Below are 23,065 nucleotides of genomic sequence, written 5' to 3' on the forward strand. Positions count from 1 at the left end.
GTGCGGTTTTGCGCGCGGAAACGCCACGCCACGCGGGCGATTCTGGTTGCAGGTGGAGGGAAGTGGAGTAGAGTGGGGCGCGATGGTGAGGCCGGGAGGGCCACACCGGCCCGGGGGGTCAGCGGCGCCGCGAACGCCGCTCAGGGCGAGGGGGTTGGGCCGATGTTCCTCGGCACCCACACTCCGCGCCTGGACGACAAAGGCCGGTTGATCCTTCCGGCGAAGTTCCGGGACGAACTGGCGGGGGGTGTCGTGATCACCAAAGGGCAGGAGCGCTGCCTCTACGTCTTCCCGATGCCCGAGTTCCAGCGGATCGCCGACCAGTTGCGCGCGCAGCCGATGACGAGCAAGGCGGCCCGGGCCTACAGCCGGGTCTTCTTCGCCAGCGCGCACGACGAGGTGCCGGACAAGCAGGGGCGGGTCACGATTCCCGGCCACCTGCGGTCGTACGCGGCACTGGACCGGGATCTGGTCGTGATCGGAGCGAGCACCCGGGTGGAGATCTGGGACAAGGCGGCCTGGGAGGCCTACCTCGCGGAGAGCGAAGACGACTTCGCCGACATCGAGGAGGGGGTGCTGCCCGGCGGTCTGTAGGGCGTGACGGCGCCCGACGTACTGCGAGATCTCCAGCCGCTTTCGAGTTCCTGGCACCCCTTCCCCGGTGCCAGGCGCACGATCCGACACGGAGGGCCGCGGCCTCCGGCGGGCGGGAGCGGATGGGGATCTGGCGGTATGGCGAGGCGTCGTGGCGACGACGGACACGTGACGGAACGGTTGGCGAACGGGGTGGGGGTCGAGATGGGGGAGCTACGCGGCACGCACGTGCCGGTGCTGCTCGAGCGGTGTCTCGAGCTGCTGGCCCCCGCACTGGGCCGGCCCGGTCGCACCGTCCACGTCGACGCCACGCTCGGCCTGGCCGGACACGCCGAGGCGGTGCTCTCGGCGCATCCGGACACGGTGCTGATCGGCCTGGACCGGGACACCGAGGCGCTCGCCCACGCGCGGGTCCGCCTGGCCCGGTTCGCCGACCGGATCCACCTGGAGCACGCCGTCTACGACGAGCTGCCCGAGGTGCTCGACCGGCTCGGTTACCCGGCGATCGACGGGGTGCTGTTCGACCTCGGCGTCTCGTCCCTGCAACTGGACGCGCCCGACCGCGGGTTCGCGTACGCGCAGGACGCGCCGCTGGACATGCGGATGGACCAGACCCGGGGGGTGACCGCCGAGGAGGTGGTCAACACCTACTCCCACCCGGACCTGGCCCGCCTGCTGCGGGTGTACGGCGAGGAGAAGTTCGCCGGGAAGATCGCCTCGGCGATCATCCGGGAACGGGAGCGCGCCCGGATCACGTCGTCGGCCCGGCTGGCCGAGCTGGTGCGGGACGCCATTCCGGCACCGGCCCGACGAACCGGTGGACACCCGGCAAAGAGAACGTTTCAGGCTTTACGGATCGAGGTAAACAGAGAACTGGCAGCGCTGGAGACGGCGCTGCCGGCTGCTCTGGACAAGCTCACAGTGGGCGGCCGCATGGTGGTCCTGTCCTACCACTCGCTGGAGGACCGGCTCACCAAGCAGGCGCTCGCCGACCGGGTCCGCAGTAAGGGCCCGGTCGACCTCCCGGTCGAGCTGCCCGGGTCCGGCCCGACGTTCCGGCTGTTGAGCCGGGGCGCCGAGCTGCCCGGGGAGGCGGAGGTGGCCGCGAACCCGCGTGCCGCCTCGGTGCGGCTGCGGGCCGCGGAACGGCTCGACCCGGAGGCGGCCCGGCAGGGGCGTACCGACCGCGAACGGTACCGCCGCCGGGTGAAGGCGATGCACCAACCGGGGACGGGGTCACCGGGGTCCGGCAAGGACCCCGCGTCGGCCCCGGGGGACGCGAACGGGACGGACGAGGAGGGGGAGGGGACATGAACGTCGAGAAGCGCGACGGCCGGGGAGCCGTCGGGCAGCGCGCACCGCGGTCGGGGGGCCGGACCGCGGCGCAGCGCACCACGCGAGACACGACGGCGACCGACCGCCGGGAGGCCACTCGCGCCCGGGGGGCGCGCGAGTTCCCGACGCAGGGCAGCGCCGCCCTGCGGCCGGCCGAGCGGACCCGGGTCACCGGCACGCCGGTGCCGCGCCTGCGGGTCGCCCCGCCGGCGCCGATCCGGGTGCCCCGGGCACCCTTCGTCGCACTGATCCTGGTGCTCGTCGTCGGTGGGGTGCTGGGCATCCTGGCCGTCAACACCAAGATCAACGAGAACGCCTTCAAGCTGGAGAAGCTCCAGCAGCAGCAGGCCAAGCTCGACGTGGACGAGCAGGAGCTGAAGAAGGAGATCGCCGAGCAGAAGGCGCCCGGCAACCTGACCGCGAACGCCCGCAAGCTGGGCCTGGTCGAGTCCGAGGACCCGGCCTACATCCGGCTGCCGGACGGGCAGACCATCGGGGTGCCGCACCCCGCCCAGGGCGCCCCGTCGGTCACCAGCCAGCAGGGCAACGGAGGCTGAGCGGTGCCGCCGAGATCGGAGGATCCGCGCCGGGACGCCACGGGCTCCCGGCGCGGATCGTCGCGGGGGTCGGAGCCGCGCGAGCCGGGTCTCGGCGGGATCTCCGACGCCCGGGCGTACACGCCGCGCGGGCGGACCGTGCGCGAGGGCGGCGGCGCCGAGCAACGGCGTACCCCCCGCAGCAACCGGTCCGGCGACCCGTTCCGGCCCGCGTTGCAGGTGCTCGACGGCGGCCGGGCCGGGCGCGCCGGCACGCGTGAGCCCGCGACCGACGGCGCCCGATCCGGCCGCCGGTCCACCGCCGCGGGCGGCCGGGCCGGCGTGGTGCGGACCGTCTCGTCCCGGCCGGTGCGGGAACCGTTCGACGACGACGAGGACGCGCCACCACCGCGCCGCCGGTCCCAGCCGCGCCGTCCGGCCGCGCAGCCCCGCCGGCCGGTACGCAAGCCGCGCCGGCCGCCGCGACTCGGCGACCCGCGGCGGCGGCTGCGGCTCGGCACCGTGCTGGCGCTGGCGTTGTTCGCCAGCATCGGCGTGCGGCTGGTCTACCTCCAGACCGTGGACACCCCGGCGTACGCCGACGGCGGCCTGCCCAACCGGCTCGCCGTGGTGGAGCTGCCCGCCCCGCGCGGCGCGATCCTCGACCGCGGCGGCGAGCCGCTGGCGCACAGCGTCGAGGCCCGGTACGTGTTCGCCGACCCGACCCGGGTCAAGGACCGGTTCGCCACCGCGCGCCTGCTCTCCCCGCTGCTCGGCGTGCCCGTGTCCGACCTGGCCGAGAAGATGCGCAAGCGCACCCTGCCCGGCACCGACACCCCGCTGCAGTTCGTCTACCTGGCCCGCGGCGTGGAGATCGCGACCGCCAAGCGGATCATGGCGCTCGACCTGGCCGGCATCAACGTGCACCGCGACGAGCGGCGCGAGGTGCCCGGCGGCGACCTGGCCGCCAACCTCATCGGCTTCGTCAGCCAGGACATGAACGGCCTGGAGGGGCTGGAGGCCAAGTACGACGACGTGCTGCGCGGGCAGGCCGGCAAGCGGACCTACGAGGTGGGCCTCGGTGACCTGGCCGCGCCCATCCCGGGCGGCTACAGCCGCACCACCCAGCCGCAGCCGGGCAGCTCGCTGAAGCTCACCGTCGACCGGGACCTCCAGTTCATGACGCAGCGGATCCTGGCGAAGCAGACGGCCAAGGTGAAGGGCAGCGTCGGCGCCGCGGTGATCATCGAGGTGCCGAGCGGCGAGGTGCTGGCGCAGGCCAGCCAGCCGACGTACGACGCGGCCAACCCCACCAAGGTCACCTCGCCGTCGGACCGCGACGACGCGGCCACCACGTTCGTGGTCGACCCCGGCTCGATCCACAAGGCGATCACCTACGGCGCGGCGCTCCAGGAGGGCGTGATCACGCCGGACACCGCGTTCCCGGTCGCCAACACGATCGAGCGGGGCGGCATCACGTTCCGCGACACCCATCCGGCCGACGGCCGCACCATGAGCATCCCCGGCATGCTCGCCTTCTCGTCCAACGTCGGCACCATCGAGATCGCCGAGAAGCTGGGCAAGGACCGGCTGTTCGACTACCAGAAGCGGTTCGGGCTGGGCCAGGCGACCGGTGAGGGCATGCCCGGCGAGGCCGCGGGCCGGCTGCTGCCGCCGGACCAGTGGAGCGGCTCGGCGTACGGGTCGGTGCCGATCGGGCACAGCGTGGACGCCACGCCGCTGCAGATGGCCGCCGCGTACGCCACCATCGCCAACAACGGCACGTACGTGCAGCCGCACCTGGTCAAGGAGACCATCGGCGCGGACGGTGAGCGCAGCCCCGCCGCGGCGCCCACCACCCGTTCGGTGCTCAGCCCGGCCAATGCGGCGGCACTGCGGCAGATGATGGAGGCGGTCACCACCGTCGACGGGCCGGACGGCCAGGGGACCGGCCTGGCCGCGGCCGTGCCCGGCTACCGGGTGGCCGGCAAGACCGGCACCGGCCTGCGCTACGACGGCGGCAAGCAGCAGCCCGGCGAGGTCGGCTCGTTCATCGGGATGGCCCCGGCGGAGAACCCCAGGTACGTGGTCGCGGTGTTCGTGTGGAGCCCCGGCGGCGGGGGCGGCGCGGTCGCCGCGCCCGCGTTCCGGGAGATGATGGGCTTCACTCTCCGTCACTACCGGGTGCCGCCTTCGCTCACCAACAAGTCCCCGAAGTTCGAGGTCTTTCCGCGCTGAGCGGGGGCGGCGGGACATCATCGGTGAGTGGCGACGAACCACCGGGGCGGCTGTGCGGTCGGAACCGGACGACCGGGTAGGGTCTGACGCCGTGCCCGGCAATCCACGTCCCACAACCGTGCGTCCCGTACGGCTCGGCGACCTCGCCGCCCGCGTGGGGGCGACCCCGCCGGAGGAGGCCGCCGAACTGGCCGTCACCGGCGTGACCCACGCCTCCCAGGAGGTACGCCCCGGCGACCTGTACGCCGCCCTGCCCGGCGCCCGGCGCCACGGCGCGGAGTTCGCCGCCGCCGCCGCCGAGGCGGGCGCGGTGGCCCTGCTGACCGACCCGGCCGGCGCGGCGCTCGCAGCCGGGACCGGCCTGCCCGCGCTCGTCGTCGACGACCCGCGCGACGCGCTCGGCGGGGTGGCCGCGACCGTCTACGGCGACCCGACCGCCGGACTCACAGTGATCGGGGTGACCGGCACCGCCGGCAAGACCTCCACCAGCTACCTGGTCGAGTCGGGGCTGCGGGCCGCCGGGCACGTCACCGGGCTGATCGGCACCGTGGAGACCCGCCTCGGCGACCTGGTGATCGACAGCGTCCGGACCACCCCGGAGGCCACCGACCTGCACGCCATGCTCGCGGTGGCCCGCGAGCACGGGGTGGACACCGTGGTCATGGAGGTGTCCAGCCACGCCCTCGCCATGGGCCGGGTCGGCGGCGTCCGGTTCGACGTCGGCGGCTACACCAACTTCGGCTCCGACCACCTCGACTTCCACGCCGACGAGGCGGACTACTTCGCGGCCAAGGCCAAGCTGTTCGACGGCCGCTGCCGGGTCGAGGTGCTCAACCACGACGACCCGGCGCTGCGCCCGCTGTACAAGCCGGGCACCGTCACCTACTCGGCGGCCGGCGACCCGGACGCGACCTGGTGGGCCGACGGCGTCGACGGGGAGGGCTACGCGCAGCGCTTCACGCTGCGCGGGCCGGACGGCCTGACGCTGCCCACCGGCGTGGCGCTGCCCGGCCGGCACAACGTCGCGAACGCGCTGCTGGCGGTCGCCCTGCTGGTCGCCGCCGGAGTGGACCCGGAGACGGCGGCGCGCGGCGTGGCCGCCTGCGGCGGCGTGCCCGGCCGGCTGCAACTCGTCAGCGGCGACGCCCCGGTACGCGGGGTGGTCGACTACGCGCACAAGGCGAACGCGATCGAGGCGGTGCTCACCGCGCTGCGCGACCTGACCGGCGGCCGGCTGATCTGTGTGCTGGGCGCCGGCGGCGACCGGGACCGGGGCAAGCGACCGGTGATGGGCGGCGTGGCCGCGCGCGGCGCCGACGTGGTGCTGGTGACCGACGACAACCCGCGGACCGAGGACCCGGCCGCGATCCGGGCCGAGGTGCTGGCCGGCGCGTACGCCGCCGCGACCCCGGCCCGTGTCATCGAGGTGCCCGGGCGGCGGGCGGCGATCGAGGAGGCGGTCCGGGTGGCCGAACCGGGTGACGTGGTGGCGGTGCTTGGTAAGGGCCAGGAACGCGGCCAGGAGATCGGCGGCGAGGTGCTGCCGTTCGACGACCGGGTGGAGCTGGCGGCGGCGCTGCGCGCTCGCTTCGGCGACCTGGTGGGTCAGCGGTGATCCCGCTGACGCTGGCCGAGGTGGCCGCCGCCGTCGACGGCCGGCTCACCGGCGCCGACCCGGACGCCCGGGTCACCGGCACCGTCGAGTTCGACTCCCGCAAGGTGAGCCCGGGCGGGCTGTTCGTCGCCTTCCCCGGCGAGCGGGTCGACGGCCACGACTACGCGGCCGGCGCGATCTCCGCCGGCGCGGTCGCGGTGCTCGGCACCCGGGAGGTGCCGGGCGTGCCGATGGTGCTCGTCGGCGACGCGCTCGACGCGATGGGCCGGCTGGCCCGCGCCGTGGTGGACCGGCTGCCCGGGCTGACGGTGATCGGACTGACCGGCTCGTCCGGCAAGACCACCACCAAGGACCTGATCGCCCAGGTCGCGGTGCGGCTCGGCCCGACGGTGGCGCCGCCCGGCTCGTTCAACAACGAGCTGGGGCACCCGTACACCGCGTTGCAGGCCACGCCGGAGACCCGCTACCTGGTGATGGAGAAGGGCGCCCGCGGCGTCGGGCACGTCCGCTACCTGTGCGAGGTCGTCCCGCCGCGGATCTCCGTGGTGCTGAACGTGGGCGTGGCGCACCTGGGCGAGTTCGGCTCGGTGGAGACCATCGCGCTCGCCAAGGGCGAGCTGGTCGAGGCGCTGCCCGAAGACGGGCTGGCGGTGCTCAACGCCGACGACCCGCGGGTCGACGCGATGGCGTCGCGTACCCGGGCCCGGGTGGTGCGCTACGGCGAGTCGGAGCGCGCCGACGTGCGCGCCGTGGACGTGACGCTCGACGGCCGGGGACGGCCCTCGTACACCCTGGTCACCCCGGAGGGCAGCGCGCCGGTACGGCTCGGGCTGACCGGCCGGCACCAGGTCTCCAACTCGCTCGCCGCCGCGGCTGTCGGCCGGGAGCTGGGCCTGCCGCTGCCCGACCTGGCGGCGGCGCTGAACGAGCTGGGCCTGGTCTCCACCCGCCGGATGGACGTCTTCGAGCGTCCCGACGGGGTGACCGTGATCGACGACTCGTACAACGCCAACCCGGCCTCCACCGGCGTGGCGCTGCGGGCGTTGGCCAGCATGCGCGGCGACGGGCGTACCGTCGCGGTGCTCGGCTACATGGCCGAGCTGGGTGACTTCGAACGGGAGGGGCATCAGCAGGTCGGCCGGCTCGCGGCCGAACTGGGAGTGGACCGGCTGCTCGTGGTGGGCGAGCCGGCGGCGCCGATCCACGAGGGCGCGACAGCGGTAGGTAACTGGGGAGGAGAGTCGGTGCTGCTCACCGATCAGGCGGCGGCCGTCGAGGTGCTGCGGAGCGAGCTGCGTCCGGGAGACGTGGTGCTGGTGAAGGGCTCCCGGTACCGGACCTGGGAGGTGGCCGACGCGCTGCGCGCGGACGCCCGGGAGGGTGCGACGGAGGGCGGCGCCGCATGAGGGCGGTCATCGTCGCCATCGGGGTCGCGTTCCTGATCTCGCTGTTCTGCACCCCGATCGCGATCAAGGTGTTCGCCCGGCTGAAGGCCGGCCAGCCGATCCGGTCGAACCTCGGGCTCGCCAGCAACGAGGGCAAGAAGGGCACGCCGACGATGGGCGGCGTGGTCTTCATCCTGGCCACGGTCATCGCGTACGTCGCCGGGCACCTTGCCCTGACCACGCTGCCGGACGCGCAGATCGCCCAGGTCGAACCGACCATCACGGCGCTGGTGCTGCTGGGGCTGATGGTGTTCTCCGGCGCGGTCGGCTTCATCGACGACTTCCTGAAGGTCCGCAAGCGGCACAGCGGCGGCCTCAACAAGCGGGGCAAGCTGGCCGGGCAGATCCTGGTCGGAGCCGTGTTCGGCGCGGTGGCCGTCTACTTCCCGTCGAGCATGACCGACGCCGGCGGCAACGCGACGAACACCGAGACGGTGGGCAGCACCACGCTGAGCTTCATCCGGGACATCCCGGCGCTGGAGATCGGCAAGATCGGCGCGGTGATCGTCATCATCATGGTGGTCATGGCGGCCACCAACGGCGTCAACCTCACCGACGGACTGGACGGCCTGGCCACCGGCGCCTCGGTGATGGTGCTCGCGGCGTACGCGCTGATCGCGTTCTGGCAGTACCGGCACTGGTGCGCCGACCCGAACTACACCGAGTCGTACTGCTACACGGTGCGCGACCCGCTGGAGATCGCGCTGATCGCCGGCGCGGCGGCCGGTGCCTGCGTGGGCTTCCTGTGGTGGAACACCTCCCCGGCGCGGATCTTCATGGGCGACACCGGCGCGCTCGGGCTGGGCGGCCTGATCGCCGGCATGGCCATGTCGACCCGGACGATCCTGCTGCTGCCGATCCTGGGCGGCCTGTTCGTGATCATCACGATGTCCGTGGTCATCCAGATCATCTCCTTCCGCACCACCGGCAAGCGCGTGTTCCGGATGTCGCCGTTGCAGCACCACTTCGAGCTGGCCGGGTGGAGCGAGGTCAACATCGTGGTCCGGTTCTGGATCATCGCCGGTATCGGCGTGGCCATCGCGCTGGGCCTGTTCTACAGCGAGTTCCTCGCCGCGGTGAGCTGACGCCCCGGGTGTAAGGAAGGGCCCCTTATTAACAGACGTCTGTTAATAAGGGGCCCTTCCTTCAGATCCGACACGCCGACCGGGCGGTTGCGCCACGGGCGGGCGGGTCGAGCGGCAATGATGGGCCTGTGGGGGAGGGACGAGACATCCAGGTGACCATCGACCCGCCGGCCCGCCGTGCCCCGGCTGCCACGCCTCCGGCCGACCCGCCCGGGGCGCGCTGGGATCCGGCCGGTGGGCTGGCCGCGCTGCGCGGCCTGCTGGCCCGGCCGCTGGCCTCGTACTACCTGCTGCTGTCCAGCGCCGGCCTGCTGCTGCTGATCGGCCTCACCATGGTCTTCTCCGCCACGAGCGTGAAGGACTTCGCCGAGGGCGGCGACGCCTCCGCGTCGCTGACCAAGCAGGCCGTGTTCGCGGTGATCGGCATCGGCGCGTTCTGGGCCTGCCAGCGGCTCCCCGCGCGCACGTTCCGGGCGGTGAGCCGCCCGGCGCTCGGCGTGGCGGTGGCGCTGCTGCTCACGCTCAACCTGTTCGTCGCCCTGAACTCGCTGTTCGGGGTGACGTCGATCGGGCCGCTGCGGGCCGAACTCCTCTCGCTCTCCCTGGGGCCGATCTCGCTGCAACCGGTCGAGGTGGCGAAGTTCGCGCTGGTGCTGTGGGCGGCGCACGTGCTGGCCCGCAAGGGCGCGGCGCTGGGCTGGTGGAAGGAACTGGCCACGCCGCTGTTCCCGGTGGTGGGCCTGCTGTTCGTGCTGGTCGGCTTCAACGACCTGGGCAGCATGCTCTGCCTGCTGGCGCTCGTGGTCGGGCTGCTCTGGGCGGCCGGCGTGCGGGGCCGGGTCTTCGCCGCGCTCTCCGCGATCGGCCTGGCCGGCATCGGCCTGCTGGTGGCCGCCGCCTCGCTCGGCGCCGGCTCCGGCTCCCGGGACGCGGACAACTACCGGCTCGGCCGCCTCACCATGTGGCTCGACCCGCCGGACCCGAAGACCTGCTTCGAGCAGAAGCTGGACTACTGCTACCAGCTCGTGCAGGCCCGCTACGCGATCGGCAACGGCGGCTGGTTCGGCGTCGGCCTCGGCCAGAGCTCGCTGAAGTGGAACTACCTGCCCGAGGCGCACAACGACTTCATCTTCGCCATCGTCGCCGAGGAACTGGGCGTGGTCGGCTGCACAGTGGTCCTGACGCTGTTCGCCGTGCTCGCGTACACCGGCATGCGGATCGCCCGCCGGGTCGAGGACCCGTTCCGCCGGCTCGCCGCCGCCGGCGTGACCGCCTGGCTGGTCGGCCAGGCCGTCATCAACATCGGTGGCGTCACCGGCCTGCTGCCGCTGACCGGCGTACCGCTGCCGTTCATCTCCGACGGCGGCAGCGCCCTGGTGGTGACGCTCGCCGCGATCGGCATGCTCGCCTCGTTCGCCCGCGCCGAGCCGGACGCGGCGCGAGCGCTGCATGCCCGTCCGCCCGCCCGATGGGTCCGACTAGTGTGGGCCCCGTTGCCGCCGCTTCCCGGCCGGCGCCGTAAGCCGGCGCCGCCCCCGGCCGACCGAGGGTCCGTGCCCCGGTCCCGGCAGCGGCGGCAGGACGACCAGGCCGCGCCCGAGCGCGCCCGGTCCGACCGGGCGCGCTCCGGCGCGGCGAGCGAGAGGAGACGCTGATGGGTCCGCTGCGTTCGGTGGTGCTCTGCGGAGGGGGTACGGGCGGGCACATCTACCCGCTGCTCGCCTTCGCCGACTGCCTGCGCCGACACGACCCGAGCGTCCGGATCACCTGTCTGGGCACACCGAAGGGGCTGGAGAACGAGCTGATCCCGCCAGCCGGCTACGACCTGCGGCAGATCCCGGCCTACCAGCTTCCCCGGTCGGTCAACATGAGCCTGGTGCGTACCCCGGACCGGATGTGGAAGGCGGCGCGCGCGGCGGGCAAGGTGATCGACGAGGTCCAGGCCGACGCCGTGGTCGGCTTCGGCGGGTACGTCTCGGTGCCCGGTTACCTGGCCGCGTGGCGGCGGGAGCTGCCCATCGTCATCCACGAGGTGAACGTGCCGCCGGGCGTGGCGAACCGGCTCGGCATGAAGTTCACCAAGAACGTCGCAGTGGGCTTCCCGCACCAGCCGGCCCAGGCCGAGGCGCTGCGCGACGCCCGCGTGGTGGGCGTGCCGCTGCGCCGGGGCATCGCCGGGCTGGACCGGGCCGCGCTGCGCGACGCCGCCCGCGCCCACTTCGGACTCCGTCCCGACCTGCCGGTGCTGTTCGTCGCCGGCGGCTCGCAGGGCGCCCGCTCGATCAACCTGGCCGTCTCCGGCGCGGCGAAGGAGCTGGCCCGCAACGGCGTGCAGGTGCTGCACGTCATCGGCGCCCGCAACGAGCCGGTCTCCGTGCCCACCGACCTGCCGGTGCCGTACGTCACGCTGCCGTACCTGTCCGAGATGGAGCTGGGTTACGCCGCGGCCGACCTGATGCTGGCCCGGGGCGGCGCGATGACCTGCGCCGAGGTGGCCGCGATCGGCCTGCCCACCGTCTACGTGCCCTACCCGCACAGCAACCAGGAGCAGAAGCGCAACGCGCTGCCGGTGGTGGAGGCGGGCGGCGGCCTGCTGGTCGACGACGCCGAGATGACCCCGGCCTGGGTGGAGCGGACGGTGATCCCGCTGATCCGGGACCCGCAGCGGTTGTACGCGATGAGCGCCGCCGCGGCCTCGTACGGCCGCCGGGACGGCGACGTGGCGTTGCTGAACTTCGTCTACGAGGCGGTGGCCCGCTGATGCGGCGCGCCGCGACGGGAAGGTACGTCTGATGAACACCGCGCAGTTCACGCCCGCCGGCACCATGACGGCGGAGGACCTGGGCCGGATCCACCTGATCGGGGTGGGCGGCGTCGGGATGGCCGGGCTGGCCCGGCTCTTCCTGACCCGGGGCCTGCCGGTCTCCGGCAGCGAGCTGCGGGAGTGGCCGTCGCTGGCCGGCCTGCGGGCGCTCGGCGGCACCATCCACTCCAGCCACGAGGCGTCCAACCTCGACGGGGTGGACACGGTCGTCTACTCCTCGGCCATCCCGCAGGACCACCTGGAGATGGTCGAGGCGCGCCGCCGGGGTCTGCGGGTGCTGCACCGCTCCGAGGCGCTGGCCGCCGCGATGACCGGCCGCCGCACGGTGGCGGTCGCCGGCACCCACGGCAAGACGTCCACCACCTCGATGGTCACCATGGTGCTCCAGCAGGCCGGCACCGACCCGTCGTTCGTGATCGGCGGCGAGATCTCCGAGGTGGGTTCCGGCGCGCACCACGGCACCGGCGAGCACTTCGTGGTCGAGGCGGACGAGAGCGACCGCTCGTTCCTCATCTACCGGCCGTTCGTGTCGATCATCACGAACATCGAGGCGGACCACCTCAACACCTATGGCGACCTGGCCACCCTGGAGGCGGCGTTCGCCGAGTTCGCCCGGCTCACCGACCCGGCCGGCTTCGTGGTCACCTGCGCCGACGACGCGGGCGGGCGCCGGCTGGCCGAGACGCTGCGCGCCGAGGGCCGCCGGGTCTGGACGTACGGCGAGTCCGCCGACGCGGACCTGCGGATGAGCGAGGTCGTGTCCTCCGCGCACGGGGTGCGCTACCAGGCCGAGGTCGAGGGCCGGCCGCTCGGTGAGATCCGGCTGCCCGTACCGGGCCGGCACATGGCGCTCAACAGCGCCGCCGCGGTGCTCGCCGCGTACCTGCTGGAACTGCCGGTGGCCGCGGCGGAGGCCGCGCTCGGCGCGTTCCCGGGCGTGCGGCGCCGCTTCGAGCGCAAGGGCGCGGCGGACGGCGTGCTGGTCTACGACGAGTACGCCTACCACCCGACCTCGATGACGCTGGCGTTGCAGACGCTGCGTGAGGTGGCCGGCGACGGCCGGCTGATCGTGGTGTTCCAGCCGTACCGGCTCTACCGCACCCGCGACAACCAGGCGGAGATCGCCGCCGCGCTCGGCATCGCCGACGAGGTGGTGCTGCTGGAGGTCTTCGGCCCCGGCGAGACGCGCCGCCCCGGCGAGGGCTCGGCCGCGCTGATCCAGGAGGTGCCGCTGCCGGCCGAGCGCAAGGTTTTCGTCGAGGCGTGGGACGACGTGCCGGCCGAGGTGGCCCGGCGGGCGGGGACCGGCGACGTGGTGGTGACGATGGGCGCGCCGCCGATCTCGCTGATGGGTGACCAGTTGCTCGACGCCCTGCTCGCCCGCTCGGCCGGGGGCACGGGGCTCGGCGCCGGCGTCGACCCGGACGGCGCGGCGACCCCGGCCGGATGAGTCCCGGTCCGGCCCGCGGCCGTACCCCCGGACCGGACGGCGGCGGCGGGCGGCGCAGCCCGGCCCGGCGCTGGCAGCTCGTGCGGGCGAACACGGACGCCGTGCCGCCGTCGACCCGCCGGTTCATGGCCCGGGCCCGGCAGCGGCGGATGCGGGCCGCGCTGCCGTGGGCGGTCGCCGCCGCGGTGCTCGCCGTCGCGGGCCTGGTCGCGTGGACGGTGCTGGGCACCGGCCTGTTCGGCGTGCGCGAGGTACGGGTGGTCGGCGCGCGGCTGGTCACCCCGGTGCAGATCCGCGACGCCGCCGCGGTGCCGGACAACGCGCCGCTGGCCCGGGTGGACCTGGACGCGACCGCGCGCAAGGTCGGCACGCTGCCGCCGGTGGCCCGCGCCACCGTGGAGCGCCAGTGGCCGGACACGCTCGTGATCCGGGTGCAGGAGCGCACCCCGGTGGCGGCGGTGCCGCAGGGTGAGGGCTTCGTGGTCGTCGACGCCTCGGGCGTGGTGTTCCAGCGCCTGGACCGGGCGCCGGACGGGTTGCCGCTGGTCCAGGTGGCCCGGCCCGGTCCCGACGACCCGGGTACGCGGGCCGGGCTGGCGGTGCTCGCCGCGCTGGGGGAGAAGCTGCGCGCGGAGCTGGTCGCGGTGGACGTGGCCGGGCTGGCCCGGATCACGCTGGTGCTGCGCGGCGAGCGTCAGGTGTTCTGGGGCGACGCCTCCCGCGGCACCGACAAGTCCACCGTGGCGACCGCGTTGCTGAGCCGCAAGGCGGACCGGATCGACGTCAGCGCGCCGGACGTGGTCACGTTCGAGTGACCCACGGCTCAGCGAGCGGGCGATGTGTCCCCTGTCGCTCGGTCGGCGACACGCCGGAACGGGTCCTTGGCTCCTGGCGCGGCGGCGCATACGTTGCCCCGAAGAGATCAGTGGTTGACATAACTCTAAGCCTCTAGTAGAGGGTGAGGGTTCAGCCGTCGGAGGCCGCTGATCCGGCCAAGCCGTGTGGGGTCGGCCCATGCCAATCTCGAAGGGAAAGGACCGGAGATGACACCTCCGCACAACTACCTGGCGGTCATCAAGGTCGTCGGCATCGGGGGCGGCGGCGTAAACGCCGTCAACCGGATGATCGAGGTTGGGCTCAAGGGCGTCGAGTTCATCGCGATCAACACCGACGCGCAGGCGCTGCTGATGAGCGACGCCGACGTCAAGCTCGACGTGGGCCGGGAGCTGACCCGGGGACTGGGCGCGGGCGCCAACCCGGACGTCGGCAAGAACGCCGCCGAGGACCACCGCGACGAGATCGAAGAGGTCCTCAAGGGCGCCGACATGGTGTTCGTGACCTGCGGCGAGGGCGGCGGCACCGGCACCGGCGGCGCGCCGGTGGTGGCGAACATCGCCCGCAAGCTCGGCGCGCTCACCATCGGCGTGGTGACCCGGCCGTTCTCGTTCGAGGGCAAGCGCCGGCAGGTCCAGGCCGAGGCGGGCATCGAGGAGCTGCGCAACCAGTGCGACACGCTCATCGTGATCCCGAACGACCGGCTGCTCGCGCTCGGCGACCGCAACATCTCCATGATGGACGCGTTCCGCACCGCGGACCAGGTGCTCCTCTCCGGTGTCCAGGGCATCACCGACCTGATCACCACGCCGGGCCTGATCAACCTGGACTTCGCCGACGTGAAGAGCGTGATGAGCGGCGCCGGCAGCGCGCTCATGGGCATCGGCAGCGCCCGGGGCGAGAACCGCGCCGTCGAGGCGGCCGAGGCGGCCATCTCCAGCCCGCTGCTGGAGCAGAGCATGGACGGTGCGCGCGGCGTGCTGCTGTCCATCGCCGGCGGATCGGACCTCGGCCTGTTCGAGATCAACGACGCGGCGCAGCTGGTCACCGACGCGGCCCACCCGGACGCGAACATCATCTTCGGCGCGGTCATCGACGACGCGCTCGGCGACGAGGTGCGGGTCACGGTGATCGCGGCGGGCTTCGACGGGGGCGCGCCGGCGTACAAGGCGGTGGAGCCGCCGCGCAAGAGCAACCAGAACCCGCCGGCCCAGCCGAACGCGCCGGTGAGCCCGCCGGCCACCATGCCGGCGCCGCAGCAGCCGTCGCGCCGGGTGCTCTTCGACGACGTCGACGTGCCCGACTTCCTCAAGAACGGTTCCTGAGCGGCGCCGATGACGGAGTCACAGACGGCGGTGCGGCCCGAGCGGCGCGCCGAACTCGCGGCCGGCCTGGCCCGGGTCCGGGCCCGCATCGCCGACGCCTGTGCGGCGGCCGGCCGGCAGCGCGACGAGGTCACCCTGGTCGCGGTGACCAAGACCTACCCGGCGGCGGACGTGGTCGCGCTGGCCGGGCTCGGCGTGACCGACGTCGGGGAGAACCGCGACCAGGAGGCGGCGCCGAAGGCGGAGGCGGTGTCCGCCGCCGGGACCGCGCCGCGCTGGCACTTCATCGGCCAGTTGCAGCGCAACAAGGCCCGTTCGGTGGTCCGGTACGCCGACGTGGTCCAGTCGGTGGACAGCGTCCGGCTGGCCGCGGCGCTGGACGCCGCCGCCGGTGCGGTCCGGGACCGGCCGCTGGACGTGCTGGTGCAGGTGAGCATCGACGGCGACCGGGACCGGGGCGGGGCGCTGCCGGGCGCGGCCGATCCGCAGCGGGGGCTCGACCCGGTGGCCGCGGCGGTGGCCGGCGCCGACGGGCTGCGGCTGGCGGGTCTGATGGCGGTGGCGCCGCTGGGCTGGGAGCCGGACCGGGCGTTCGCCCGGCTGGCCGAGGTGGCGGCGCGGCTTCGGGCCGACCATCCGGGCGCGACGGTGCTGTCCGCCGGGATGAGCGGAGACCTGGAGAGCGCGATCGGGCACGGCGCGACACATGTCCGTGTCGGCAGCGCGTTGCTCGGAATGCGCCCTGCGCTGCGGTAGCCTCACCACGACGGAAGCAAATTACATCAGTGTTGTTCAGGACGGCGTTCCCGTAGCCGGGGGCCGTGACGGGCGGACCGCGAACCGCGCGTCAGGGGATTGCCGATCCGGTCCGGTGGGCATGATCGTCCACTCGTGATCAAGCGACACGGCACGGGGGCGCGTGCCGCACGGCGGACGGAAGGGCGCGGGGATGGGTGCACTGCGCAAGGCGGGGGTCTGGCTCGGTCTCGTCGAGGAGGACGACGAGCGGGCGTACGAGGACGGTGGCTACGACAAGGGTGGCTACCGGGACTCGTCGCGCTACCGGTCGAGCCGGTACGCCGAGGAGTTCGCCGACGAGGACGACGACGAGACCGAGGAGCCGCCGACGACGCGGAGCCGGCTCGGCGACCGGGGCCGGCTGTCCGAGCGCGCCTCCAGCCGCGCCGTCGACGCCGACCGGGCCGAGTCCGAGCGCCCGGAGCGGGCCGAGCGGTCCAGCGTGCGGTCGATCACCCGGTCCTCGGCCGGCGACACGTCGGGCGCCCTGAGCTACCACACCCGGGACAACCTCGCGCTCGCGCCGCAGGCCCAGCCCCGCGAGCGGGAGCGCGTGGCGCCGGAGGACGAGCAGCGCTACCAGATCACCACGCTGCACCCGACCACGTACCGCGAGGCGCGGACCATCGGCGAGCACTTCCGCGACGGCGTGCCGGTGATCATCAATCTCACCGAGATGGACGAGGCGGACGCCCGCCGGCTCGTCGACTTCGCCGCCGGGCTCGCGTTCGGTCTGCGCGGTACGATCGAGCGCGTGACCAACCGGGTGTTCCTGCTCTCACCGGCCAACGTCCAGGTCACCGCGGAGGACAAGGCCAAGATCGCTGAGGGCGGCTTCTTCAGCCTGAGCTGAGCCGCACGACCGAGGGACGTCGCCTGCCGTGTTGTCGATCCTGTTCCAGGTGCTCTACCTGCTGCTGTACATCTTCCTAATTGTCCTTTTGGCGCGATTTGTTCTTGGGGCGGTGCTGGCTTATGGTCGCCGCTGGCAACCGGGACGGGGAGCGTCGGCGGGACTGGAAGTCGTGTGGAGCGTCACTGATCCGCCCCTGCGAGCGTTGAGGCGTGTGATCCCACCACTGCGAATTGGTACCGTGAGCATCGACCTGGCCTCCCTTGTGCTCCTGGTTATCCTGTTCGTGCTGATGGAGTTCGTGTTTAGGCGCCTGATCTTCGCGTTTGCCTGACCAGAGCGCTTTCGCGGCCGCAACTGACCCGAGGAGTTTCGATGCCGCTGACCCCGGCCGACGTCCACAACGTCGCCTTCAAAAAGCCGCCGATCGGCAAGCGGGGGTATGACGAGGAGGAGGTCGACGCCTTCCTGGACGAGGTCGAGCGCGAGCTGGCCCGTCTGATCGAGGAGAACAACGAGCTGCGCGCCCAGGTGGAGCGCGGCGGTCGGGGTGGCGCTCCCGCCGGCCCCGGCGGTGACGCCCGCCTCGCGGCGGAGCTCAACGACGTCAAGGCTCAGCTCGACCGCGTGCAGCGCGACAAGGCAGCCGCCGAGCAGGCGGCCCGCGCGATGCAGGCCGAGCTGGAGCAGGTCCGCGCGCAGGGCGGCCCGGCCGGCGTGACCGGTGACGGCGAGCAGCAGGCGCTGCGGGTGCTCATGATGGCCCAGCGGACCGCCGACGACCACGTCTCCGACGCCCGTCGCGAGGCCGACCAGCTGCTCTCCGAGGCCCGTTCCAAGGCCGAGGAGGTCACCCGCGAGGCCCGCGCCAAGGCCGACGCCCTGGAGCGGGACGCCCGCCAGCGGCACCAGGAGGCCATGGGCGGCCTGGACGCCAAGCGCACCGCGCTGCAGAAGCACATCGAGGAGCTCAAGCAGTTCGAGCGTGAGTACCGCACCCGCCTCAAGGCGTACCTGGAGAGCCAGCTGCGTGATCTCGACGGTCGCGGCCAGGGTCTCGAGGTGGAGATGAACCGCACCGAGGGCAACCGTGCCACCGGCAGCAACGGTCTCGCCGCGGCCGGCCTCGCCGGCTCCTACGGCGGGGGCCGCTCGGGCTCGCTCGAGTCCGGCCGCTGATCCCGCGTCGGTGGCCGGCCCCGTGACGGCCACCGACCGCCCAGACCGACACGACGCGGCCGGGGGTGAGCCGTGGTAGCCGCCAGCATCCTGCTCATCCTCGTCGCGGTCGTGCTGCTGATCGCCGGCCTCGCCGGCGGATCCAGCCTTCTGCTCATCGTCTCGATCGCGGCCAGCCTGCTGTCCGCCGTCGCCTTCGTCGCGTTCGCCCGCCAGGCCGCCGCGACGCGGGCCGCGGCCGGCCGGGAGACCGGGCCGCGCATGCGGACCGCGCACACCGTCCCGTCCCCGGACGAACCGGTGAGCCCGGTCCCGCACCACAGGTCCACCGTCGGCGCCGGCGGATCCGGGTGGCGGCAACCGCCCGGGTCGCCGGTGACCGAGCCGGACGACGCCCCGCCGCCGGCCGCGTACTCGCCGCCGGCCGAGCCGTTCGACGCCGGGCCGTACGAGCCGGCCGCCGCGCGGCCGCACGCACCCGCGTCCGACGCCGAGCCCGTCGCCGCGCCGTACACCGCGCCGGATCCGGTGGTCCCGGACGCGGCGCCCTACTCGCCGCCCGGCCCGCGGATGCCGGAGACCGCGCGGCCCACCTCACCCGCACCGGGCGAGGCGTTCGACGGCGACCCGCCGTCCGAGTTCCTCTCCGCCGGTGAGGTCGCCCGGCTGGTCCGGCTGTCCGACGAGGTCCTGGTGGTCGACGGCCACCCCCGCTTCCACCTGCCCGACTGCCCGCACCTGGTGGGCCGGGAGGACGAACCGCTGCCCGTCGCCGAGGCGGTCGCGCTCGGCTTCACCCCGTGCGCGCACTGCGCCGCCGCCACCACCCTGCTCGCCGAGGCCCGGCCGCGCTGACCATGACGATCGCGGACGACACACTCACCGTCGCGGTGCGGGTGAAGCCCGGGGCGGCCCGCGCCCGGGTGGGCGGGCGGTTCGACGGGCCGTACGGTCCCGCGCTCGTCGTCGCGGTGCACGCGCCCGCTGTGGACGGCCGCGCCACCGAGGCGGCCCGGCGCGCGCTCGCCGACGCGCTCGGCGTCCGGCCGGCGACCGTGTCGCTGCGCTCCGGGGCGGCCAGCCGCGACAAGCTGTTCCTGGTCGAGCGGCCGCACGACGGGCTGTCCGAGGTGCTGCGCCGGCTGCGCGACGGCAGCACGGCGTGAGGTCCGGTCGGGCCGGCCGGCGATGACCCCGGGGCTCGACGTCGCGCTGCTCGTGGGCGCCGCCGTGCTGCTTGTCGCGGTGGGCGCGGTGCGGTTCTCCACCCGGCTCGGCGTACCGAGTCTGCTGGTCTACCTGGCGCTCGGCGTGCTGCTCGGCGAGGCCGGCCTGGGCATCCGGTTCGACGACGTCGAGCTGACCCGGGTGCTCGGCTTCTGCGCGCTCATCGTGATCATCGCGGAGGGCGGCCTGACCGCGCGGTGGAGCACGTTGCGGCCGGTGCTGGGCCTGGCCGCGGCGCTGTCCACGGTCGGCGTCGTGGTCAGCATCGTGGTCGTCGGCGTGGTGGTGCACCTGCTGCTCGGCCTGGACTGGCGGCTGTCCCTGCTCTACGGCGCGGTGCTCTCCTCCACCGACGCCGCGGCCGTGTTCGCCACGCTGCGCCGGTTGCGCCTGCCGCCCCGGCTGGTGGCCGCGCTGGAGGCCGAGTCCGGGGTGAACGACGCCCCGGTCGTGCTGCTGGTGCTGCTGCTGTCCCGCGCCGGGGCCGGGGCCGCACACCCCTGGTGGTACGAGGTGCTGCTGCTCGGCTACGAGCTGAGCACCGGCGCGGCGGTCGGGGTCGCCGCCGGGCTGGCGGGCCGGTACGCGCTGCGCCGGGCCGCGCTGCCGTCGGCCGGCCTGTACCCGATCGCGGTGGTCGGCTTCACCGTGCTGGCGTACGCGGCCGGCTCGGTGCTGCACGCCTCGGGCTTCCTCGCCGTGTACGTCGCGGGCGTCCTGCTCGGCAACTCGCGGCTGCCGCACCGGCAGGCCATCCTCGGCTTCGCCGACGGGTTGGCCTGGCTGGCCCAGATCGGCCTGTTCGTGCTGCTCGGCCTGCTGGTCTCGCCGAGCCGGCTGGACGCGGCGGTGCTGCCGGCCGTGATCACCGGGCTGGCGCTGCTGCTGCTCGCCCGGCCGCTGTCGGTGGCGGTCTCCGCGTTGCCGTTCCGGGTGAACCTGCGCGAGCAGCTGTTCCTGTCCTGGGCCGGGCTGCGCGGCGCGGTGCCGGTCGTGCTGGCGACCATCCCGCTGTCGCTGCACGTGCCGGGGGCTGATCGCCTGTTCGACGCCGTCTTCGTCCTGGTGGTGATCTTCACGTTGCTCCAGGCCGGGACGCTGGCGCCGGCGGCCCGCCGGCTGGGTGTGACCGCGCCGGCCGAGGCGAGCGAGATCCTGCTGGAGACCGCCCCGCTGGAACGGATGCGCGCCGACCTGCTCCAGCTGGAGGTGCCGGCCGGTTCGCGGCTGGCCGGGGTGCACGTGGACGAGCTGCGGCTGCCGGTCGGCGCCGCGGTGACGCTCGTGCTGCGCGACGGCGCCGGTTTCGTGCCGGGCGCCGACACCCGGCTCAAGGTCGGGGACAGCCTGCTCATCGTCGCCACGGCCGGCGTCCGGGACGAGACCGAGCGGCGGCTGCGGGCGGTGAGCCGCCGGGGCCGGCTGGCGAGGTGGTTCGGGGAGTACGGCGAGGAGCCGGCCCGCTGATCTGCTACCGTTCCTTTTGCCCCGATTGATGGCAGTCCGGGGCGGATACGTGGGACGACGGTGCGGCACGTTGTCGGACGCCTGTACGTTCCGTATTCTTGCCAACCTCCGGAGTGCACGGCGGGCCCGCTCGCCGTGCACCCTTCCGTACGCGGACGACGCCGACGCCGGCGTCCCCGCCCATGCACCGCTGACCGCCGCTCCACGCGGCTGAGGGAGCTGACGATGGCGAAGCCAGCCGACACCAGGACCGCCGGTCGCAAACCGGTGGCGAAGGCCACCCGCAGCGCGGCGGAGACCGAGAAGATCCGGGCCGCCCTGGCGGCACGGCGGGACGAGCTCAACGCCGAGTACGATCAGACGCTGAGCGAGATCACCGAGCTGCAGCGCGAGCGGCTGACCGACTCGGCCGGGGACGACCAGGCCGACACGGGCACCAAGACGTTCGAGCGGGAGCAGGAGATCTCTCTCGCCAACAGCATCAAGGAACGGATCACGCAGGTCGAGCGCGCGCTGGAGCGCCTCGACGAGGGTGGCTACGGCTGGTGCGAGCGGTGCGGCAACCCGATCCCGGTGGAGCGGCTCGCCGCGTTCCCGTCGGCCACCCTCTGCGTGACGTGCAAGCAGCTGGAGGAGCGGCGCTGATCACCGCTCCCCGGCGGCCGTACGGCAGACGGTGACCACACCGTCGCGAACGTCGATGGGGAGCAGATGACCGCAGCACCGCCCGCCGGGGCCGGCACCACCGAGTCGGGCACCGGCGCGCCCCGCCGCAAGGCCGTCGGCCTGCTGCTCGGCGTGTCCCTGTTCTCGCTGCTGGCGGACCTCGGCACGAAGCAGCTCGCGCTCGCCGAGCTGACCGGCCGGGAGCCGGTGTCGCTGCTCGGCGGCGCGGTCTACCTCAGCCTCACCCGCAACAGCGGCGCGGCCTGGAGCATCGGCTCCGACCACACCTGGGTCTTCCCGATCATCACGTTCGTGGTGATCGGGTGGATCACCTGGATGGCGCTTCGGCTGCGCTCGCTGCCGTGGGCGGTTTCGCTGGGCCTGGTGCTGGGCGGCGCGCTCGGGAACCTGATCGACCGGATCTTCCGCGCGCCCGGGCACTTCGTCGGCCACGTGGTCGACATGATCAGCCTGTTCGACCCGTACGGCCAGGTCTGGCCGGTGTTCAACCTGGCCGACAGCTCGCTGGTGTGCGGCGTGGTGCTCGCGGTCTTCCTGGAGTTGACCGGCCGGCAGCGCGACGGCTCCCGGCTGCGCGACGAGAAGCGCGACGACGCCGCCGCCCCGGCCGAGCAGCGGGAGAGCGCGTGACCTCCGCATTCGCCGCCGGCGGCGACACCCGTTCCCTGCCCGTGCCCGACGGCCTCGACGGCATGCGCCTGGACCAGGCCGTGTCCCGCCTGTTCGGGCTCTCCCGCACCGCCGCCGCCGGCCTGATCGACGCCGGCGACGCGCTCGTCGACGGCGTGGCCCGGCCCAACTCGCACAAGGTCAAGGCGGGTTCGTGGCTGGAGGTCACGTTGCCCGCGCCGGCCGCGCCGCCGACTGTGGTGCCGCAGGCGGTGCCCGGTCTGACCGTGGTGTACGCCGACGACGACATCGTGGTGGTCGACAAGCCGGTCGGGGTGGCGGCGCACCCGAGCCCGGGCTGGACCGGCCCGACGGTGATCGGCGGGCTGGCCGGCATCGGTCACCGGATCTCCACCAGCGGCGCCGCCGAGCGGCAGGGTGTGGTGCACCGGCTCGACGTGGGCACCACCGGGATCATGGCGGTGGCCAAGAGCGAGCGCGCTTACACCGCGCTGAAGCGGGCGTTCAAGTACCGCGAGGTGGAGAAGCGCTACCACGCCGTGGTGCAGGGCCACCCGGATCCGCTGCGCGGCACCATCGACGCGCCGATCGACAGGCACCCGAACCACGACTACCGCTGGGCCGTGGTCTCCGGCGGCAAGCCGAGCATCACCCACTACGACACGCTCGAGGCGTTCCCCGCCGCCAGCCTGCTCGACGTGCGGCTGGAGACCGGGCGTACGCACCAGATCCGGGTGCACTTCTCCAGCATGCGGCACCCCTGCGTGGGCGACCTGACCTACGGCGCGGACCCGACGCTGTCGGCCCGTCTCGGGCTGTCCCGGCAGTGGCTGCACGCCCGCTCGCTGAGCTTCGCGCACCCGGGCACCGGCGGCGAGGTGACGTTCGTCAGCGAGTACCCGGACGACCTGGCCCGGGCGCTGGAGATCCTGCGCGACTGACC

At 73.7% G+C, this 23,065-nt stretch carries 22 protein-coding genes; all 22 read left to right on the forward strand.

The window, feature by feature from the left end; translation table 11 throughout:
- Window positions 1-162: 162 nt before the first annotated feature.
- Window positions 163-594, forward strand: coding sequence for a division/cell wall cluster transcriptional repressor MraZ (gene mraZ / locus Q3W68_RS24565; protein ID WP_013287610.1), 432 nt, complete (start codon window positions 163-165; stop codon window positions 592-594).
- A 204-nt stretch (window positions 595-798) separates the two neighbouring features.
- The gene (rsmH, locus tag Q3W68_RS24570; RefSeq protein ID WP_114921323.1) at window positions 799-1,908 is read left to right on the forward strand and encodes a 16S rRNA (cytosine(1402)-N(4))-methyltransferase RsmH; all 1,110 of its coding nucleotides are present in this window, start codon (window positions 799-801) and stop codon (window positions 1,906-1,908) included.
- On the forward strand, window positions 1,905-2,486 hold the full coding sequence (locus Q3W68_RS24575) for a hypothetical protein (RefSeq protein WP_302907707.1): 582 nt from the start codon (window positions 1,905-1,907) through the stop codon (window positions 2,484-2,486). Before rsmH ends, Q3W68_RS24575 begins: the two co-directional genes overlap by 4 nt.
- A gap of 3 nt (window positions 2,487-2,489) precedes the next feature.
- Entirely contained in the window at window positions 2,490-4,703 is a 2,214-nt protein-coding gene (locus Q3W68_RS24580; RefSeq protein ID WP_302907708.1) for a penicillin-binding protein 2, read from the forward strand.
- A gap of 52 nt (window positions 4,704-4,755) precedes the next feature.
- On the forward strand, window positions 4,756-6,318 hold the full coding sequence (locus Q3W68_RS24585) for a UDP-N-acetylmuramoyl-L-alanyl-D-glutamate--2,6-diaminopimelate ligase (RefSeq protein ID WP_302907709.1): 1,563 nt from the start codon (window positions 4,756-4,758) through the stop codon (window positions 6,316-6,318).
- On the forward strand, window positions 6,315-7,724 hold the full coding sequence (murF, locus tag Q3W68_RS24590) for a UDP-N-acetylmuramoyl-tripeptide--D-alanyl-D-alanine ligase (RefSeq protein WP_302907710.1): 1,410 nt from the start codon (window positions 6,315-6,317) through the stop codon (window positions 7,722-7,724). The genes Q3W68_RS24585 and murF overlap by 4 nt, the downstream gene beginning before the upstream one ends.
- Window positions 7,721-8,848, forward strand: coding sequence for a phospho-N-acetylmuramoyl-pentapeptide-transferase (gene mraY / locus Q3W68_RS24595; protein ID WP_091331122.1), 1,128 nt, complete (start codon window positions 7,721-7,723; stop codon window positions 8,846-8,848). Before murF ends, mraY begins: the two co-directional genes overlap by 4 nt.
- Before the next feature lie 239 nt (window positions 8,849-9,087).
- Window positions 9,088-10,503, forward strand: coding sequence for an FtsW/RodA/SpoVE family cell cycle protein (locus Q3W68_RS24600; RefSeq protein ID WP_302907934.1), 1,416 nt, complete (start codon window positions 9,088-9,090; stop codon window positions 10,501-10,503).
- The gene (gene murG, locus Q3W68_RS24605; protein WP_302907711.1) at window positions 10,503-11,609 is read left to right on the forward strand and encodes an undecaprenyldiphospho-muramoylpentapeptide beta-N-acetylglucosaminyltransferase; all 1,107 of its coding nucleotides are present in this window, start codon (window positions 10,503-10,505) and stop codon (window positions 11,607-11,609) included. The genes Q3W68_RS24600 and murG overlap by 1 nt, the downstream gene beginning before the upstream one ends.
- Before the next feature lie 31 nt (window positions 11,610-11,640).
- Window positions 11,641-13,122: a UDP-N-acetylmuramate--L-alanine ligase gene (gene murC, locus Q3W68_RS24610; RefSeq protein ID WP_302907712.1), complete on the forward strand. Its 1,482-nt coding sequence runs from the start codon at window positions 11,641-11,643 to the stop codon at window positions 13,120-13,122.
- Window positions 13,119-13,937 (forward strand): cell division protein FtsQ/DivIB, encoded by an 819-nt coding sequence (locus tag Q3W68_RS24615; protein ID WP_302907713.1) that lies wholly within the window; start codon window positions 13,119-13,121, stop codon window positions 13,935-13,937. The genes murC and Q3W68_RS24615 overlap by 4 nt, the downstream gene beginning before the upstream one ends.
- 228 nt (window positions 13,938-14,165) lie before the next feature.
- Window positions 14,166-15,281: a cell division protein FtsZ gene (gene ftsZ / locus Q3W68_RS24620; RefSeq protein ID WP_030500246.1), complete on the forward strand. Its 1,116-nt coding sequence runs from the start codon at window positions 14,166-14,168 to the stop codon at window positions 15,279-15,281.
- Between the two features lie 9 nt (window positions 15,282-15,290).
- Window positions 15,291-16,037 (forward strand): YggS family pyridoxal phosphate-dependent enzyme, encoded by a 747-nt coding sequence (locus Q3W68_RS24625; RefSeq protein ID WP_302907714.1) that lies wholly within the window; start codon window positions 15,291-15,293, stop codon window positions 16,035-16,037.
- A 193-nt stretch (window positions 16,038-16,230) separates the two neighbouring features.
- Window positions 16,231-16,932: a cell division protein SepF gene (locus Q3W68_RS24630; protein WP_302907715.1), complete on the forward strand. Its 702-nt coding sequence runs from the start codon at window positions 16,231-16,233 to the stop codon at window positions 16,930-16,932.
- A 28-nt stretch (window positions 16,933-16,960) separates the two neighbouring features.
- Window positions 16,961-17,266, forward strand: coding sequence for a YggT family protein (locus Q3W68_RS24635; protein WP_013287596.1), 306 nt, complete (start codon window positions 16,961-16,963; stop codon window positions 17,264-17,266).
- A 41-nt stretch (window positions 17,267-17,307) separates the two neighbouring features.
- Window positions 17,308-18,111 (forward strand): DivIVA domain-containing protein, encoded by an 804-nt coding sequence (locus tag Q3W68_RS24640; protein ID WP_302907716.1) that lies wholly within the window; start codon window positions 17,308-17,310, stop codon window positions 18,109-18,111.
- A gap of 72 nt (window positions 18,112-18,183) precedes the next feature.
- A complete protein-coding gene (locus Q3W68_RS24645; RefSeq protein WP_302907717.1) occupies window positions 18,184-18,966 on the forward strand; it encodes a hypothetical protein in 783 nt (260 codons plus the stop codon).
- 2 nt (window positions 18,967-18,968) lie between these two features.
- On the forward strand, window positions 18,969-19,277 hold the full coding sequence (locus tag Q3W68_RS24650; RefSeq protein WP_302907718.1) for a DUF167 domain-containing protein: 309 nt from the start codon (window positions 18,969-18,971) through the stop codon (window positions 19,275-19,277).
- A 22-nt stretch (window positions 19,278-19,299) separates the two neighbouring features.
- Entirely contained in the window at window positions 19,300-20,805 is a 1,506-nt protein-coding gene (locus Q3W68_RS24655; protein ID WP_302907719.1) for a potassium/proton antiporter, read from the forward strand.
- Window positions 20,806-21,030: 225 nt separating this feature from the next.
- Complete coding sequence (locus Q3W68_RS24660; protein WP_302907720.1) at window positions 21,031-21,450, forward strand: TraR/DksA C4-type zinc finger protein; 420 nt, start codon at window positions 21,031-21,033, stop codon at window positions 21,448-21,450.
- Window positions 21,451-21,516: 66 nt separating this feature from the next.
- Complete coding sequence (gene lspA, locus Q3W68_RS24665; protein WP_302907721.1) at window positions 21,517-22,122, forward strand: signal peptidase II; 606 nt, start codon at window positions 21,517-21,519, stop codon at window positions 22,120-22,122.
- On the forward strand, window positions 22,119-23,063 hold the full coding sequence (locus Q3W68_RS24670) for an RluA family pseudouridine synthase (protein WP_302907722.1): 945 nt from the start codon (window positions 22,119-22,121) through the stop codon (window positions 23,061-23,063). The genes lspA and Q3W68_RS24670 overlap by 4 nt, the downstream gene beginning before the upstream one ends.
- Window positions 23,064-23,065: the final 2 nt, after the last annotated feature.

The sequence above is a fragment of the Micromonospora sp. C28ISP2-4 genome, from assembly GCF_030519385.1.
In the GTDB taxonomy this organism is placed as follows: domain Bacteria; phylum Actinomycetota; class Actinomycetes; order Mycobacteriales; family Micromonosporaceae; genus Micromonospora; species Micromonospora tulbaghiae.